General features: G+C 44.0%; 13 protein-coding genes. 3 read left to right on the plus strand and 10 right to left on the minus strand.

Annotation, left to right across the window (positions count from 1 at the left end; all coding sequences use genetic code 11):
• Window positions 1–65 precede the first annotated feature (65 nt).
• The 8 genes from ftsH to DW938_RS09960 form a co-directional block, all read right to left on the minus strand.
• Window positions 66–2,006, minus strand: a complete 1,941-nt coding sequence (gene ftsH / locus DW938_RS09920) for an ATP-dependent zinc metalloprotease FtsH (protein ID WP_118124663.1) — start codon at window positions 2,004–2,006, stop codon at window positions 66–68.
• A 38-nt stretch (window positions 2,007–2,044) separates the two neighbouring features.
• Window positions 2,045–2,569, minus strand: a complete 525-nt coding sequence (gene hpt, locus DW938_RS09925; protein ID WP_117897660.1) for a hypoxanthine phosphoribosyltransferase — start codon at window positions 2,567–2,569, stop codon at window positions 2,045–2,047.
• Window positions 2,570–2,668: 99 nt separating this feature from the next.
• Window positions 2,669–3,994: a tRNA lysidine(34) synthetase TilS gene (gene tilS / locus DW938_RS09930; RefSeq protein ID WP_242992483.1), complete on the minus strand. Its 1,326-nt coding sequence runs from the start codon at window positions 3,992–3,994 to the stop codon at window positions 2,669–2,671.
• Window positions 3,987–5,348 carry a replicative DNA helicase gene (gene dnaB, locus DW938_RS09935; RefSeq protein WP_038671492.1) on the minus strand — a complete coding sequence of 454 codons (1,362 nt, stop codon included), beginning with the start codon at window positions 5,346–5,348 and terminating at the stop codon, window positions 3,987–3,989. Before dnaB ends, tilS begins: the two co-directional genes overlap by 8 nt.
• A gap of 2 nt (window positions 5,349–5,350) precedes the next feature.
• The gene (gene rplI / locus DW938_RS09940) at window positions 5,351–5,797 is read right to left on the minus strand and encodes a 50S ribosomal protein L9 (RefSeq protein WP_022287818.1); all 447 of its coding nucleotides are present in this window, start codon (window positions 5,795–5,797) and stop codon (window positions 5,351–5,353) included.
• Window positions 5,798–5,821: 24 nt separating this feature from the next.
• A complete protein-coding gene (locus DW938_RS09945; RefSeq protein WP_118124665.1) occupies window positions 5,822–7,798 on the minus strand; it encodes a DHH family phosphoesterase in 1,977 nt (658 codons plus the stop codon).
• Window positions 7,799–7,845: 47 nt separating this feature from the next.
• Window positions 7,846–9,750, minus strand: a complete 1,905-nt coding sequence (locus DW938_RS09950) for a ribonuclease J (RefSeq protein ID WP_242992485.1) — start codon at window positions 9,748–9,750, stop codon at window positions 7,846–7,848.
• Window positions 9,751–10,092: 342 nt separating this feature from the next.
• A complete protein-coding gene (locus DW938_RS09960) occupies window positions 10,093–12,243 on the minus strand; it encodes a sugar phosphate nucleotidyltransferase (RefSeq protein ID WP_181984409.1) in 2,151 nt (716 codons plus the stop codon).
• Window positions 12,244–12,402: 159 nt separating this feature from the next.
• Between DW938_RS09960 and DW938_RS09965 the strand changes: the two genes are divergently transcribed.
• Window positions 12,403–14,763 carry a UvrD-helicase domain-containing protein gene (locus tag DW938_RS09965; RefSeq protein WP_118124667.1) on the plus strand — a complete coding sequence of 787 codons (2,361 nt, stop codon included), beginning with the start codon at window positions 12,403–12,405 and terminating at the stop codon, window positions 14,761–14,763.
• Between the two features lie 102 nt (window positions 14,764–14,865).
• Here the strand turns inward: DW938_RS09965 and DW938_RS09970 are convergent, their stop codons facing one another.
• On the minus strand, window positions 14,866–15,078 hold the full coding sequence (locus DW938_RS09970; RefSeq protein WP_022287813.1) for a hypothetical protein: 213 nt from the start codon (window positions 15,076–15,078) through the stop codon (window positions 14,866–14,868).
• A 56-nt stretch (window positions 15,079–15,134) separates the two neighbouring features.
• A complete protein-coding gene (locus DW938_RS09975; RefSeq protein WP_118124668.1) occupies window positions 15,135–16,217 on the minus strand; it encodes a nucleoside recognition protein in 1,083 nt (360 codons plus the stop codon).
• Between the two features lie 91 nt (window positions 16,218–16,308).
• Here DW938_RS09975 and DW938_RS09980 point away from each other — a divergent pair, with 91 nt between their 5' ends.
• Together DW938_RS09980 and DW938_RS09985 are read left to right on the plus strand one after the other, a co-directional pair.
• The gene (locus tag DW938_RS09980) at window positions 16,309–16,590 is read left to right on the plus strand and encodes a YabP/YqfC family sporulation protein (RefSeq protein ID WP_022287811.1); all 282 of its coding nucleotides are present in this window, start codon (window positions 16,309–16,311) and stop codon (window positions 16,588–16,590) included.
• Window positions 16,590–17,777: a sporulation protein YqfD gene (locus tag DW938_RS09985; protein WP_118124669.1), complete on the plus strand. Its 1,188-nt coding sequence runs from the start codon at window positions 16,590–16,592 to the stop codon at window positions 17,775–17,777. The genes DW938_RS09980 and DW938_RS09985 overlap by 1 nt, the downstream gene beginning before the upstream one ends.
• Window positions 17,778–17,870: the final 93 nt, after the last annotated feature.

Genomic DNA, 17,870 nt, shown 5'->3' on the forward strand with positions numbered 1-17,870 from the left:
GTCTTGCTTTTTGGCAAGATCGCAGCCTTTTTTCTTGGGAACTTTTTTTACAGCCCCTTCCCATATCAATTATCATCAACTGAAATATCATCAACTATCTCAGGAGTATCCTGGATTTCTGGTGTTTTATCAGCTTCGCCCATAAACTCGCTCTCTGTAAGCTCGCCATTCATAAGCTTCTCAAATGTTGCACCGTCAACCTTTTCATACTTCATAAGATACTTAGCCACAACATGAAGCTTATCCATATGCTCGTTGAGTATCTTTTCAGCGTCAGTAAATGCACTTTCAATAAGAGTTCTTATCTCATTATCGATCTCAGCCGCAACGTTATCGGAATAGCTTGGCGTATTAGTGTAATCCCTGCCAAGAAATACTTCATGATCGCCCTGACCGTATACAACAGGACCAAGATTGTCACTGAAGCCGTAGCGTGTTACCATGTTTCTAGCTGTGGAAGTAGCTCTCTCAAGGTCATTTGAAGCGCCCGTTGAGATATCGTCAAGGATCAGCTTTTCAGCAACACGTCCGCCAAGAAGAACCACGATATTTTCGTACATCTCGTTCTTGCTGACATAAGATTTATCCTTGACAGGCAGGCTCATTGTGAAACCGCCAGCCTGACCTCTCGGTATGATAGATACCTGATGAACTTTATCCTGTGATTTGCTGTAGTATGTGCAGAGTGCATGACCGCCCTCATGATAAGCGGTAAGCTTCTTTTCGTCCTCTGTGATGACCTTAGACTTTTTCTCAGGACCTGCCACAACCTTTATAGAAGCTTCCTCAAGCTCATCTTTGGTGATAGCCTTTTTATTCTTTCTTGCCGCAAGGAGCGAAGCCTCGTTCACAAGGTTTTCAAGGTCTGCACCTGTAAAGCCTACAGTTGATTTTGCAATAGTTTCAAGGTCAACGTCAGGAGCGAGGGGCTTGTTTCTTGTGTGAACTTTCAGTATAGCTTCTCTGCCCTTAACGTCAGGATAGCCCACAAGTATCTGTCGGTCAAATCTGCCCGGACGAAGAAGTGCAGGGTCAAGTATATCACGTCTGTTTGTTGCAGCCATAACAATAACAGAATCGTTATCCTCAAAGCCGTCCATTTCAACAAGAAGCTGGTTAAGGGTCTGCTCACGCTCGTCATGACCGCCGCCAAGGCCTGCGCCTCTCTGTCTGCCCACTGCGTCGATCTCGTCTATAAAGATGATAGCAGGAGCGTTTTTCTTAGCCTGCTCAAATAGATCTCTTACTCTTGAAGCACCGACGCCCACAAACATCTCAACGAAGTCAGAACCTGAGATGGAGAAGAATGGAACTTTTGCTTCGCCTGCAACCGCTCTTGCGAGAAGCGTTTTACCTGTACCCGGAGGGCCGAGGAGCAGAACGCCCTTAGGTATTCTCGCACCGATCTCGGTATACTTCTTATTATCACGGAGAAAATCAACGATCTCCTTAAGTTCTTCCTTTTCCTCGTCTGCACCCGCAACGTCATCAAAGGTAGCTTTCTTGCTGCTTGGCGCCATTTTGGCATTTGTTTTTCCGAAAGATGACATCTTTCCGCCGCCTGCATTCTTCATCATGAAAACAAAGAAGAATATCATAACGCCCAGCATAAGCAGCGTCGGTATCAGATTAAGCCAGAAGCTGTTATCCGATATCGGTATAAGATTATACTGCAAAGGATCGTCTGGATTTTCAGTATTATATTTCTTACGATAGTTCTCAGCGTCCTCACCGCCAAGGACTTCATTTGCAAACAGTGAAACATTTGGAACTGTATAACTATATACCTTATCTTCGCCCTTGAGCTTATACTTAAGCTGTCCGGAGCCAAGATCAAGCTCAAACTGTGACACGTTCAGGCTGTCAAACTGTTCCATTATCTCCGAATATTTTTTGTCGGAAGATTTTGTGCTCATGCTTGTTAGCATATAGACCAATCCGCAGATTATGGCAACCGATACCAGCAGATAGATCAACAGGGTCTTTCCATTATTATTGTTTTTCAATCGATCACAACCTTTTGTTCTGTATTATATTTGGCTCCTTATTCGGAAACTATACCGATAAAAGGAAGATTTCTATATCTCTCATCATAATCAAGACCACAGCCAACAACGAATCTGTCCTCGATCTCATAGCATTTGAAATCAGGTGTTATGTCTGCAACACGTCTTGACGGCTTATCAAGCATAACAGCTATCTTAACACTTGGCGCACCCATTGACGCAAACTTCTTTTTTAACTCGCAAAGTGTTCTTCCTGTGTCGAGAATATCCTCAACCAATAAAACGTCCCACTCTCTCAGGTCAAGACCCATAAAATCATGGTCTCCTGAAATTGAAACATTTCCTGTTGAGCTTGTGCCAGCATAACTCTTTGCAGTAATAAAAGCGATCTGCATATCGTTGTCGATACTTCTTACAAGATCAGCAGTAAACACGAACGCTCCCTTAAGAACGCACACAACAAGAAGCTTTTTTCCTTTATACTCTTCAGTTATCTCTGCTCCAAGCTTTTTCACAGACAATGCAAGCTCTTCCTCAGAATAAAGAACCGATATATTGTTCATTAACTAACAACCTCTCTGATTATATATTATCAATGTGACAGAAAAGTGAAAAAATACAAATTCACACAAAAAACTTTTCAGCTTAGGGTGATATTCATCTCACTTTATGGTAAAAGCCAATATTTTAACGGTTTCAGAGTCTATCTTCACCCTTTCAGCCGCACCGCTTCCTTCAACGAAAACAACGCCCTGACTATCTTTTAGGATAACGGCACTGCTCCTGTCCTCAAGTCTGAAGGACTTGTTCACCAGCTTTCGCACATCGCTGTCAAAATCTCTGTTCACAAGGCGTATCTTCTCGCCCTCTCTGCGATTTTCGACAACAATCTCACCCTTTATTTTATCATAATCCAGACAGCAATTTGCAAACTTTTTATGAACATTTGCGATTTTTCCGTCAAAAGGATAGATTTTGAACTCTATCTCCTTATTGCCGAACTGATAAACGCCCTCGTCGCTTACCTTAACGCTCCTGAGAGTGCTGTTTTCAAGCATCTCGCCCTTTGCAAAGCTGAGCACACCTTTTGAGCAGACCGCAAAGACTCCGCCCTTGATGTTTGCCTTACCCACGTCAAGTATCAGCCTGTCGATATCCTCGATACTGTCATGGCTCACAGTAAGCCCCTCTTTCTCAAGAATGTGCATTATTGCACGACGGCGTACACTTTCGTGGAGCTGTCTTAGACACAATGCGTCATAACCCTTTGGCAAGACCGCTTTCTCAAAGGCTTCAAGCCCCTGACTTTCAAGATAGTCGCAGTCTGTTCTAAGCCTGTCAGCTGTCATGGAATATGAGCCAAAAAGCGAACTGTTAAGCTCCGCAAGCCTTGGCACAACAAGGTGGCGAATCTTATTTCTGGTATAATCGTCAGTAAGATTTGTGGAGTCAGTAACAAAGTCCTGTCCTCTCTCTTTTAGAAAGCACTCTATTTCCTGACGAGTACAATTTATAAGCGGTCTTATGATATTTCCCCTCACAGGCGGTATTCCGCAAATACCTTTCAGACCTGTACCCCTTGCGAGGTTGAATATGGCAGTTTCAAGGCAATCCGAAAGGCTGTGTGCTGTGCATATCTTGTCTGCACCTATACTGTCGAAAAAGTCGTATCTGAGCTTTCTTGCCCCCTCCTCAGTGGATACAGAATGTTCCTTGCAATAGCCCACGACGTCAGCATGAAACACCTTCAGCTCGACCCCAAGCTTCTCGCAAAGCTTTTCACAAAAATGCTGATCTCTGTCGCTTTCCTCCCCACGGAGGTGGTGATTGACATGACAAGCGCATACATCATAGCCCAGCTCATATAAACACAAAAGGAGCGTAACGCTGTCGGCACCTCCCGAGAGGCACACAAGCAAGCGTTCGCTCTTATTTGCCATATTAAATTTCTCTATGGTAGAAGCTACCTTTACAAGAAAATTATTCATCATCTCTCCTGAAATCAAGACCTCTGAACAGGGTATATTCGCCTATCCAGCCAAGCTGCACCTTATCTGTCTGTCCGTGACGGTTTTTCGCAACTATACACTCAGCCACCGACTTGTCGCCCTCGTCACTGTAATAAGCGTCACGATAGAGGAACATGATGATATCAGCGTCCTGCTCGATAGAACCTGATTCTCGCAGGTCTGAGAGGATAGGTCTTTTATCGTCACGCTTCTCTGAGCTACGGGAAAGCTGTGAAAGTGCGATAACAGGCACATTAAGCTCCTTAGCCATAAGCTTCAAGGAACGTGTTATCTCAGACACCGCCTCAACACGGCTGGCGTTTTTATTAGCTGATTGCATAAGCTGTATGTAGTCGATGACCACAAGTCCAAGATTTCTCATTCTTCTTAGCTTTGCTTTCATCTGCGGCACTGTACAGCCTGCACCGTCATCAAAATATATAGGAAGCTGTGACAGCGTATCTGCCGCACCTGCTATCTTCTCCCAATCGGAAGGCTCAAGATTGCCCGACCTCAGCAGGGTGTTATTAACAAGTGCCTCTGAAGCGAGCATACGGGACACGAGCTGTTCCTTACCCATTTCGAGAGAGAATATAACAACGTCACGCTTTGTCGCCTTGCAGGTATTCACCGCAATATTAAGTGCAAATGCAGATTTTCCCATTGCAGGACGTGCAGCGATAATGATAAGGTCAGTTCTGTTAAGACCTGTTGTGATTGCGTCAAGCTGGCCAAAGCCTGTCTTTGCGCCAAGATGTTCGCCTGCGTCAGGACCTGATATCTCCTGCAAATGCTCGAATGTATCAACGATAACGTCGCTTATTCGTGTAAGGCCCTGAACATCTCTGCCCTGTCTTATCTCAAATATAGACTGCTCGGCAGCGTCAAGCTGCGTCTGAGAATCCTCACCGCCGTCATATGCCTTTTCAAGAATCTGATTAGCGGCATTTATAAGCGACCTTACCCTTGCTTTTTCCTCGATTATCTTGCAATAGCTCTCGATATTATCCGTTGACGGCACCATTTCCATAATACCAAGAAGATAATTCTTAGCCATTGCAGACGTTTCAAAAACACCCATGGTGACGGCTTCATTAATTACCGTGATAAGGTCCTCTTTGCTGCCTGTGGTGAACATTCTCATTATTATAGAGAAAAGCTGCTGGTGCTGTGGACGATAAAAGCTTTCAGGCTTTAGTATCTCAATGACCTTCGGAAGCACCGAAGGATCACGAAGAACTCCTCCCAGAACGGCTTCCTCAGCCTCCTGAGAAAAGGGCAGCTCCCTGCCAAGGGTCGCTCCTGTGGTAAGCCCACGGAAATTATCAGCCATGATTACTCCTCAACGACCTTTACTTTAATGCTGCATGATACGCCATGAGTAAGCTTTATCTGTGCAGTATAGTCACCGAAAGCCTTTATCTCGGCTGTAAGATTTATCTTCTTCTTCTCGATAACAACGCCATACTGAGCCTTGAGGCAATCTGAAATAACGTTTGCTGTAACTGCGCCAAAGAGCTTTCCGCCCTGACCTGCCTTAGCCTTTACCAGAACTTCCTTATCCTTTATTTTCTCTGCGATAGCTTTATTGTCGGCTGTTTCAACATCTATCTTGTGCTGAGCGGAAGCCTTTTTGCCTGCAAGGTCATTAAGGTTTTTAGCTGTAGCTTCAAGTGCAAGACCCTTTCCGATAAGAAAATTTCTTGCATATCCGTCTGCAACGTTGATGATATCTCCCTGCTTGCCTGAACCCTTTACATCTTTTAACAAAATAACTTTCATATTATTCACTCTGCCTTTCTTTTTTTATTCCTGCGAATTATTTTCCCAGTATTCGTCAATGGCGTCTGCAAGACGTTTTCTCGCCTCATTCATTGAACAGTTGAGCTGAGTTGCCGCCATTGTAAGATGACCGCCGCCACCCAAAGACTCCATGACGATCTGCACATTACAAGCACCCATGCTTCGTGCAGAGATATTTATCACACCGTTCGTTTCATAGATAACGAACGAAGCTTTTACACCTGTTATACCAAGCAGCTCGTCTGCCGCCTGTGAAGCCGCTATCCTTATTTCAGAGAAGCTTTCCTCTGTATAAGCCACTGCGCACTCCTTATAAAGGTGTGCACTGTTTATAAGCGACGATTTTTGATGATAAGTCTCAATAGAGTTTGCAAAAAGCTTTTTGACAGCTATGGTATCAGCGCCCTTTTTCTTCAAAAACGCTGCCGCTTCAAAAGTGCTTACGCCTGTTTTCATAATGAAATTCTTTGTATCCAGCATTATTCCCGCAAGCAGAGCTTCCGCCGCATGGACTGTGATATTGGAATCCTCGCCGAAATACTCGATAAGAGCCGTCACAAGCTCGCAGGCCGATGACGCATTCGGCTCTAAGAACGACATTATAGTCGGCTCGATACCGTTCACCATTCTTCTGTGGTGGTCGATAACTACCACATTTTTCGCCCTTGCAAGTATCTCCTTTGACTCCACCAGTGCAGGGTTATGGGTATCAGTTACCACAAGAAGCGTGTTATCGTCAAGTCTTTCAAGACCCTCCTGAGGAGTTATGTAATAATGCTCCGACTCGTTTTCGTTTATATAATTTATAAGCGTTTTCGACAAATTCTGCTCAGGGTCTACCACAACGTAAGCTTCTTTTACCATGTTTCTGATAGCACAGCAGAAGCCTGTTGCAGAGCCTACGCTGTCAAGGTCGCCAAATCGATGACCCATTATAAGCACCTTATCGTGGTTGCAGATAAGCTCCAGCATAGCCTTTGCCACCATACGGATACGGGTCTTATTGTTCTTGTCAGGTGCAGAAGAAATGCCGCCGAAGAACTTGAACTCACCGTCCTCCTTGACAGCCGCCTGATCTCCGCCACGTCCAAGACACATTTCGAGAGCCTGCTTTGCAAACTTCTCGCTCTCTGCAAGGTTTGCACCATCTCTGCCCACACCTATGGACAATGTAAGGTTAGAACGCTCGCCAACGGCTATTTTTCTTGCCTGCTCGAGTATCTTAAATCTCTGCTCGATTATAGGTGCAAGGTGGCGTTCCTCCATATAAACATAGAACTTATCGCTTGCTACTTTCTTCGACACCCCAGTAGTATTCTCCAAAAATTCCTCTATGAGCTTTTCTATCTCAACAACAACGTGAGCTTTTTCGCTCTCTCTGATATTTGACATAAGCTCGTCAAAGTTGTCGATAGTTATGATTATTACCGCTTTATGAGACATTCTGAACTCATATTCAAGCTCCACATAATCGGTAACGTCATTGAAATAGACCATTGAAAGCTCACCGTTTGTATCGGTATGTATAGCCTTTGCCTTATAGAAATGAGAATTTGTGCAAACAAGGTCACCGTCAGAGGTGTATATCTTATCCATATCGATATTCATAAGCTCTGTGAGGTCGATTCCGTAGGCTTCCTCCTCAGAGTAGACCTGTCTGCCAAAAAGTCTGTTGTACCACACGATGACGTTTTCGCTGTCGATTATTATAGCAGGAGCAGGAAAATTCAGGAGAGAATCTCTCTCCGTCTTTGAGATCATCGTGGAAAGCTTTGCCACATACTTGCGAGTGTGATTGTGGAAAACCACTTCTTCAAGCACCCACAATACAGCCGCCGCCACAGACACTAGAATAAGCACACTGCCCGACTCTCTGTGAGACGGGGTAGAATGCAGCATAAAAGCGCCTATAAGTGACGAAAGCATGGTAACGCACACTGTTATTCTTATTATGATCTGTAATCCGTTGTTACTTTTCATTTTAAAGCTCCTGCATTTCTATAAACAGCCGCACTGTTGTCAGGCGGTCATAATTCCATTATTATCGGCAAAATCATAGGACTTCTCTTTGTCTTTGTGAAGATAAAGTCCGAAAGATTATCCTTCATTCTGCCCTTTATGGTATTCCAATCCTTCATATTTCTGTCAAGACAATCCTGAAGTGTTTCAGTAAGTAGCTTCTGAGCTTCGGTCATAAGCTCCTCGCTCTCTCTTACATATACAAAGCCTCTTGAAACCACATCAGGCCCTGCAAGGATATCTCCCGAAGCCCTGTCGATAGTCGCCACGGCAATGATAAGACCATCCTGAGCAAGATGTTTTCTGTCACGGAGAACTATTGCGCCAACGTCGCCAACGCCAAGACCGTCCACAAGTACCTTTCCAGCAGGCACTTGTCCTGTTATCTTCATGTCAACGCCGTCTGTTTCGATAACGTTGCCTATATCAGCAATGATTATATTGCTCTCAGGGATTCCCACAGAAAGCGCCGTATCTCTGTGCTTCATAAGATGTTTATACTCGCCGTGTACAGGGATAAAGAATTTTGGCTTTGTGATAGAAAGCAACAATTTCTGCTCTTCCTGACAAGCGTGTCCTGAAACGTGCACCTCGTACATTGACTCATATATTACCTCTGCACCCAATCTCATAAGGTCGTTTACTACCTTTGTGACATACTTTTCATTGCCAGGGATAGGATTAGCCGAGATTATGATAAAGTCCATAGGAGTGATAGTAACGTTCCTATGCTCGTTTGCCGACATTCTTGTAAGCGCCGACATAGGTTCGCCCTGACTTCCTGTTGTGACGATGACCATTTTTTCAGGTGCATATCTCGATATAGTGTCGATATCCACAAGCACACCGTCAGGCACTTTAAGATAGCCAAGCTCGATGCCCTTTGAGATAACATTCACCATACTTCTGCCTGACACAGCCACTTTTCTGCCGTGTGTGACAGCGTTATTTATTATCTGCTGAACTCTGTGAACGTTTGAAGCGAAAGTGGCAATGATTATCCTCTTGCCCTCAGCCTTGTTGAAAAGCTTCACAAAGCTTTCGCCAACCTTGCGCTCGCTCATGGTATAGCCTGGTCTTTCAGCGTTTGTAGAGTCAGCCATAAGAGCCAAAACGCCCTTGTTTCCAAGTTCTGCAAATCTAGGCAGGTCGATTATACCGCCTTCGATAGGTGTATAGTCTACCTTGAAGTCACCGGTATGGATAAGCACACCAGCAGGGGTATGGATAGCCATTCCCACGGCATCAGGGATAGAGTGATTTACTCTTATAAACTCCACCGCCATACAGCCAAGCTTTACTGTCTGTCTTGGCGTTACAACGTTGAGTTTTACAGTTCCTAAAAGCCCATGCTCTTTCAGCTTGCCCTCAACAAGACCAAGGGTAAGCCTTGTGCCGTAAACAGGCACGTTGAATTTCTTGAGAAAATAAGGCAGTCCACCGATATGATCCTCATGACCATGTGTAAGCACAACGCCCCTGAGCTTTTCCTGATTTTTCTCGACGTATGAGTAATCAGGGATAACGATATCAACGCCAGGCATTTCACTGTCAGGAAAAGCCAATCCGCAGTCGATAACGAACATATCGTTTGAACACTCGATAACAGTGAAATTCTTGCCTATCTCGTTAAGACCGCCAAGAGGGATTATCTTCACAGGCGTTCTTCTTACAGGCTCTTTCACTCTGTTCGCCGCAGGTCTTGGACGTCTTTGCTGAGTATTCTGCGGTTTTCTCTGTGGAGTTTCATTTCTCGGCTGAAGCGTTTTTTTCACACTGCCCGAAGCTCTCTGACTTTTTACACGGTCAAGCTCTTTTGAAGCCTGAGCCAGAGGTATCTCGCTCTTATTCTGTTTTTTTCTGAAAAAACGTTTTTGTGTAGGATTTTTTACTGTGTTGTTCTTTTCGTTCATAAAATAATGTACTTTGCCCTGCTGTACTCCGCTTTTAAGCCTTCAAAGGCACAAAATGCCGCAAAAAAGCAGCACAAACATACGGCAGGAGCAATTATCTCCTTCCTGCTGCATTTTATCATGCTCAAATAATATTCGATTTTTCCGTTTAGATTCAATATACCGCTGCGTTTGGGCTTTATTATCATGTGCTGTCAAAAACGCTTAAAGCCTCAAAGAAAGACAAAATGGTGTGATGAACGCAGTTTAAATACAGCGGCATGAGCCGCCTTTGTCCGAACAAAAATATCTGATTATATTGTACTCCATTTTCGCCTCAATGTCAATAGCAATTTATTACATTTATCTGAATATGCCCTTTATCCTGCTTGTTATATTCTCGCAAAAGGCAGCCGCCTGCTCGCAGCTCACGCTTTCTGCAAACACTGTTATACCTTTTTTATCCCTCAGCGGTCTGATAACTGCGTGTGTCTTACCCATTGTTATCTCACCCTCTGCCGAACAGCCAAGCTCTGAAAACATCTTTTCCTTGTTTTCACGGCTCATTGTTATGCCCACAAATCGGCTTGAAGTGTATGCGTCAGGCACATCACAGAGAGCTTTTTGTAGCGTTATCCCCTGCTCTGACAGATAAGACGTCACCGCTGACGCAAGGTAAAGTCCGTCATAGGCAAACATATTATGGGTCGAAACGGCAACGTCCTTTGCTATGTCAGCATTGCTTTTGTATCGGTAAAGCCTGCCACAGTGGTCTTCAGCAGTGGCATCGGCATTAGAGGGGAAATTCTCAGGCAATGCCACCGCAAGCCCCTTTTCAAAGCACACCCCTGCATACATTGCCACCAGCTTTTCCCACATGACATAGCTTGTTTTCTCACTGTAAGCTGATACTTTTGTGCCGTCTGCGGAAAGATTGAATATTATACGCTCACCGTCTATATCGTTCCTGCCGTGAAAAAGTCTGTCTGCAAGGGTCGCCTTTTTAACATCATATGTGCGGATATCCACATTTACGCCTTTAAATCGGTCAGGGAGTATTTTTTCAAGCTCTGCGACGTATAGCTCCCTCACCGCTGAAAAATCTGTCACACAACCCGTCTGAGAAAGCCCCACACTGCGATAAGCTCTGTCGTCAGCTATGCTTCCAATGCGGTCAAGAAGCTTTTCATCAGGCAACATTCCACCAGCCGAAATAAGCCTTGCATGACCTGAAATGTTTGCGCCTATGAGTATGCCGAACTCTCCGCCAAATCTGTTCACAGCATAAGAAAGCTCCGAAATGCCTGCTCTGCCTATACTGTACACGTTCACTCCTGCCTGACATATGCCGCAGTCAAGGGCTTGTTTGAGCAAAAGGCTTTCGTCAGAGCCATAGGCTGTCACTATACTTCCGCCTTTTTTTGCAGCGCTTGCGGCACAAAGTCCAAAAAGCATAGCCTTTTGCGCTGTGGCTTCACCGCCCCACAAACTGCACTCGCCGTTTTCGTCTATGACAAGTCGGCTGTCAGATGATATTTTCACGTTTTCATAAAGCCTTGCGCCCTTTTCAACAGTTTTTCCGGACCATATGCCCACTTCTTTTTCAATGACGGCTTCGCTTGCGATATGAGCCTTTTCACCTATGACGGAATATTCACCGCACTTCACACCGCTGTCAAGGACAGCCCCACGGCATACCACTGCACTGTTTATATCACAGCGTTCAGACACCACCGAGCCTATGCCAACATATCCGTTCACCTTGCCGCCCTTTACAACAGCGTTATTGTCTATGACGCTTCCGCTTTCTACGACCGACCCTGACATGACAGAAACGTTCTCACCTATATAAACAGGCTCACCTATTGCCGCACCGCTGAAATTATTTTCCGTCAGCCTTTGTGACATATTTTCGTTGTAAAGCATATGCCTTTGACAATCGAGAAAAGCCTCAGGCGTGGTTATCCTTTTATAATAGCCTTTTCCGTCAAGCAGGACAGCTTCGCCACTTTTCACAGCTTCGGGGATTATATCCTCCGTCATATCCATAGGCTTTTCAGGATTAAGACTATCAAAAAGCTCTCTTTTCACTATATATATGCCAGCAGGTTTGTTTTCAGTATCATAAGTCAGAGCCGTACAAAAGGTATCGTAGCTCAAATGAACTTTTATAATCTCATCAAGAGGGTGAGTGCATATACAGTTACATTCCACGGCAAGAATTTCTGTTTCATCGCACATTGCTGTTCTAACAGCCTGCACAGTGCTTTTGCCTGCGGTGTTTATCATATGGAGCTTTATCTTACCTGAGTATTTTTCATCAAGAAGCCTTTCCACCTGTTCAGAGCCATAACCCACCGCAAGGACAGCTTCTTCAAAGCCTGCTTTCTCCAGCATTTCAAGAGTAAAAAGCAGAATTTCTTTTCCGCATAATCTCAGAAGAGCCGCAGGTCGCCTGTCTGTCATGGGCATCAATCTTTCTCCACGTCCTCCGCATAAAACAACAGCTTTCATATATGTTCCTCCGTTCATAATATTTGATTTAATGTATTATTGGAAAACATACCCACTGTTATTCATATGAAAAAAATTTGCCGCCGCCCTTTTCAAGATAGAAAAAATATGCTATAATGTAGGATACGGCATAAAAGAAATTTTACGGAGGTGTATATAATGGAGCAGTTTACAGCTCTTAAAAGAAAAGCACTTGAAAAATATTTTTCACGAATGAACGACCAACAGCGCAAGGCTGTGTTCAAAATAAAGGGTCCTCTCCTTATACTGGCAGGAGCAGGAAGCGGCAAGACCACTGTTTTGGTAAACCGCATCGCAAACATGATATACTTCGGCAACGCATACAACACAGAGCAGACTTACGGCACGCCCTCTGAACAGGACATACAGTTTCTCAAAGACTACATTGACGGCAAGACAAATGACGCTTCTACCCTTGCAGACATTGTGGCATATGACTGCATAAAGCCGTGGAGCATACTTGCTATCACGTTCACAAACAAGGCGGCAGGCGAGCTTAAAGAACGTCTTGCAGGAATGTTGGGAGAGGCAGGTCAAGGCATTACAGCGGCGACTTTCCACTCCGCCTGCGCAAGGATACTCAGGCGTGAATGTGACAAGCTTGGATTTTCAAGCAGTTTCACCATTTATGATTCTGACGATTCTCAGAGAACTGTAAAAAGCATATTGAGAGAACTTGGCATATCCGAGAAGATGTTTCCACCGAGAACGATACTCAGCGAGATATCCCACGCTAAAGACCTGCTCCAAGAGCCTGATGAATACATCGCCTCAGCCACAGGAGATTATCGTAATCTGACCATAGGCAAGGTATACAAGCACTATCAGAAGAAGCTCAAAGCCGCAAATGCTATGGACTTTGACGACATGATCTGCCACACAGTCAAGCTTTTTGAGCAGTTTCCTGACGTCCTCGATCACTATCAGAACTTGTATAAATATATAATGGTAGACGAGTATCAGGACACCAACAAGGCTCAGTTCAGACTTGTTTCGCTGCTGTCACAGAAATTCCACAACCTGTGCGTTGTGGGTGATGACGACCAGAGTATCTATAAGTTCCGTGGTGCGACGATAGAAAATATTCTTAACTTCGAGGAGCAGTTCGACTGCAATGCTGACACTGATGTTATAAAGCTTGAACAGAATTACCGCTCGACCCAGAACATTCTTAACTGTGCAAATCAGCTTATAAGCAACAATCAGGGCAGAAAGGGTAAAAATCTGTGGACAGCTTCGGGTGACGGTGAAAAGGTAACAGTATACAAGGCTTCAAGCGAGCGCAGTGAAGCAAAATTCGTGGCTGACACCATTCTTGAGGACATAAATAAGGGCAGAAAATACAATGACCATGCCATTCTCTACCGAATGAACGCACAATCGAACGCTTTGGAGCAGACGTTCATACAAAGTGGAATACCATATAAAATAATAGGCGGTCTGAAATTCTATGACAGAAAGGAAATAAAGGATATCCTTGCTTATCTCTCTGTAATAAACAACCATTTTGACTTTCTCCGTCTGAGAAGAATAATCAACGAGCCGAAACGTGGTATCGGCGAAGCCACTGTAAATGCTCTTGAGCAGATAACCTCAGACCTTGGGGATTCACCTATCCACATCATGCAGGAAGCCGATATGCTTGCACCCCTTGTGAAGCGTTCAAAACAGCTTATGCCTGTGGGCGATATGCTCTCAGAGCTTACTGAGCTTTCTGACACTCTGCCACTTGCGGAGCTTTTGGACAAGCTTCTTGATATGACAGGCTACAAGCGTCATCTTGAAATGCAGGGCGACGAGGGTCTGACACGTCTTGAAAACATCAACGAGCTTAAATCCACCATGTCAAGCTATGAAGAAAATGCTGACGAGCCGTCGCTGTCGGGATTTTTGGAGGAAATATCACTTTACACTGACGTTGACAATCTCGACTCTGACGCTGACTATGTTGTGCTTATGACAATGCACTCTGCAAAGGGCCTTGAGTTCCCTATAGTTTTCGTGGTAGGCATGGAGGACAACATCTTCCCGTCATCAAGAAGTCTTGAATCAGAAGCTGACACGGAAGAGGAACGCAGACTTGCCTATGTTGCGGTGACACGAGCAAAGGAAAAGCTTTATCTTACCCACGCAGAGGAACGTATGCTTTACGGTCGCACTGACAGAAACAGGATATCACGCTTTATAAAAGAGCTTCCTGCCGATTGCATAGAAAAGCAAGCCGAGGAAACAAAGGCTTCACCTTATCTCAACGGCTATGAAAAGCCTCACAGCATGAGTCTGCAACAGCAATTGGCTCAGCGAAAGGCTGATAAGAGCAATTTTTCTGTTAATACTGAAACTTTCGCACCAGGCGACAGAGTTTTGCACAAGATATTCGGTGAAGGCACTGTTTTAAGCTCAAAACCTATGGCTAACGATACTCTTGTTGAGATAGCATTCGATAATCGTGGCACAAAGAAGATAATGGCAAATTACACGAAGATAAAAAAGATATAATGATATAAGATAGAAAGATCCGCAGGGCGAAACAAAACGCTCTGCGGATCTTTTTGCAATATAAAAGCCGTACACCAAAAAATGTACGGCATATTTTATGTATCAGATAACATCGTCTTCCTGATTAGGAATGTTAAGCTGTTTCTTTGGAACACGCTTGATAGGATCATAGACCCACTTCTTACAGCTATAATCAGCGTCTACCAGACCCTGCTTCTCACAAAGGACCTTATTTCCTTCTCTTGATCTGTTGCCGAAAAGGCAGTAAGAACATGACGGTGAAATTCTGTTACCAAAATAGCTCTTCTTTGCCATGATTTATACAACTCCTTTAAGATAAGTTAATCTTTTTTCATTTGTTATTAATTATATCATACTGTTTTAGAAAATGCTAGTCTTTTCTTCAAAGTTAGTAATAAAATCATCATAATCAAGCAAAACGAGGGAACAAAATTGTTCACTTTGACGAATTTAACATTATTTGTAACAGAAGTCAAAACTGTGTCGGGGATAAAGAATGGATAGATAAAACGGCATATAACGGCTGACAAAAACGCTGATGCCAAACGTGAGATAAAAAACGGCACAAGGGAGAAATCCACGCCAAGTGCGGCTATCTGTATAATCACACACAGACCTCCGAAGGAGCAGACAGCGGCTATAAATGGCAGAAGATAAAATGGACTTCCCGAAAGCTCAGTGAGAGAGGTTATTTCAAGACAGCTTTTAACAAGCACAAGTTCGTTTTCCGACAGTGAAAACGCATTTTTCAAAAAGCTGAACGCTCCGCAGTATTCAAGAGAGGACATAAACGCTCCGAAAAAGACTATCATAACGCAGATAACAAAAAGCGACTTTCCTGCCGAGATAACGCTGTCGGTGAACATTCTGCCGTCAAGTCTGAAAGTCGGCTTTGATGTTTTCTTATCCTCATTTATAGCTCTGCCGAGAACAAGTGCAGTGAGAAAATTTGCCGCTAGTATGGATACGAACACTGCAATGCCTGCTCCTGTACAACCAAACACTGCAAGACCCACTGTACCAGAATAAAAAGCAGGCCCTCCACAGCAGCAAAAGCAGGACATTATCTTTGCAGTACGCTGGGATATTATCTTTCTCTGACACAGATCCGAAAGAAGCTTTACTCCCACAGGATAGCCTGCGGTATTGCCAAGAAGAAATACAAAGAAAAGCTGAGGCGGTATGCCCATTATAAATCTCGATATAGGATAAAAAGGCATTGAAACGCAGTAGTAAAGCCCACTTGAAACAAGTATCTGCGACAGCGCCATAAAAACAAACAGCGACGGGATTATGATATTCATACAGCGGTCAACTGCTTCGGAGATACCAAGCTTTACGCTCTCGCCCCCTGATATGGTGATAATGCAGAACCATATGACCACCCCCGCAAGTATGTATACGCAAAGCTCCTTTGCAAGTCTTTTCAACATTTTTATTACCTCCCTACTTTTACTTTTTAAGTATATGTCAGTCTGTCTAATAATATAATTAAGCATAAGACAATGAACGGAGGACGCAAAAATGAAGAAGATACCATTTTTAAGCTTTTTCGGCATGACAAAAGAATTGACCGCACTAAGCTCATACATAAGCATAACTGACGACAGAGCCGCCGTTATCGAAAACTGCAAGCAGATAGTGGAATGCAGTGAGATAATGGCAAAGGTGCTGACAGGCTCTTTTGAGATAGAGATATGGGGCAGCGGACTAACAATGTCAAATTTCTGCTCTGACAGCGTGGAGATAAGAGGAAAAATAGAGTCGGTCAAGCTTGTGTCAAGAAGTATCAGGGAGAGAGGATAATGATTTTCGGTTATATAGATTATGTTATCACAGGTGACAGCTTCACCAAGTTTTTCCGCAGGATAATGTCAAAAAAGCTTCCCGTTAGCAAAATGTGTGAAAAGAACGGAAAGCTCACTTTGCGTATGCCTGCGGAACACTGTAAGGCACTTGAAAGACTATGCAATGAACTTGGGCTTGAATACACCGCCACAAAACGTCACGGAAGCTTTGTTCTTGCAAAACGTTTTTTCGGAAGAGGAGGACTTGTCATAGGCACTGCGGCTGTCATGCTTTCGTGCTTCTATCTATCAAACGTGGTGGTGAGGTTTGACATACTCAGTGATGATGAAAATATCAGAAAAGGCGTTATGTCGGTGCTTAAAGAGGAGGGCGTTGAAACCGGCACTTATATCCCAAGCATTGACCTTATAGTCACAGAACGTGCGTTAAAGCAAAAAGTGGAGGGCATATCATGGGCAGGCATAACACGCAAGGGTGACACGCTGATAATCGACGTTATCGAAACTGAGGGGGACACAAAGCGTGAGTCAAACCGCTATCCCTCAAATCTTGTTGCCTGCGAAAACGGAGTTATCGAAAAAGTCGAGGTTTATGACGGACAGCTAAAGATACCTGTGGGAAGCGGTGTGACAAAGGGCGATATCGTTGTAGGCGGTGAGATCATCACATCAAAATCAAGCTGGATAGACGGCAAGGAAAACGTTGAAACAAAGACAAGCTATGCACGCTCAAAGGGTAAGATAATAGGCACTTTTGAGCGCACTGTCACATTCACACAGCCCTTTGAGGACAAGGCGGAAAAGACGTCAGGCAAGAAAGATACAAAGCGTTTTTTCACTGTGTTTGACGCCGATATCCCTCTTTTTTTCTCAAAACCTGAGGGTTACTGGAAAAATGAGCAGAGATATTCTCCTCTGTCGCTTTTCGGGCTTGAAATGCCTTTTGGCATAACCACCTGCGAACTTGAAGAATATAAATTTTCACAAGACACCCTGACAGAACAGCAGGCACTTGACGCCGTTCATGAAAAGGCGTATTTATATGAGGAAAATTTTCTCTCAGACTATGAGATTAAAGACCGGCAAGTGGAGGATAATGTGACGGAAAACGGAGTAACCGCTACTGTAACATACACCCTATACGGCGAGCTTTGCAGAGAGGTGGAATTTTTTATTAAGAAATGATCAAAAAGTGTGAAAAGGTGCATAAAAAAAGTGTTAAATCTTAATGAGATTGTTGCAATCAGAGGAAAAATGTGATATAATAGCTTTGTATAA

It is taken from the genome of Ruminococcus sp. AM43-6 (assembly GCF_003461785.1).
Lineage (GTDB): Bacteria > Bacillota > Clostridia > Oscillospirales > Ruminococcaceae > Hominimerdicola > Hominimerdicola aceti.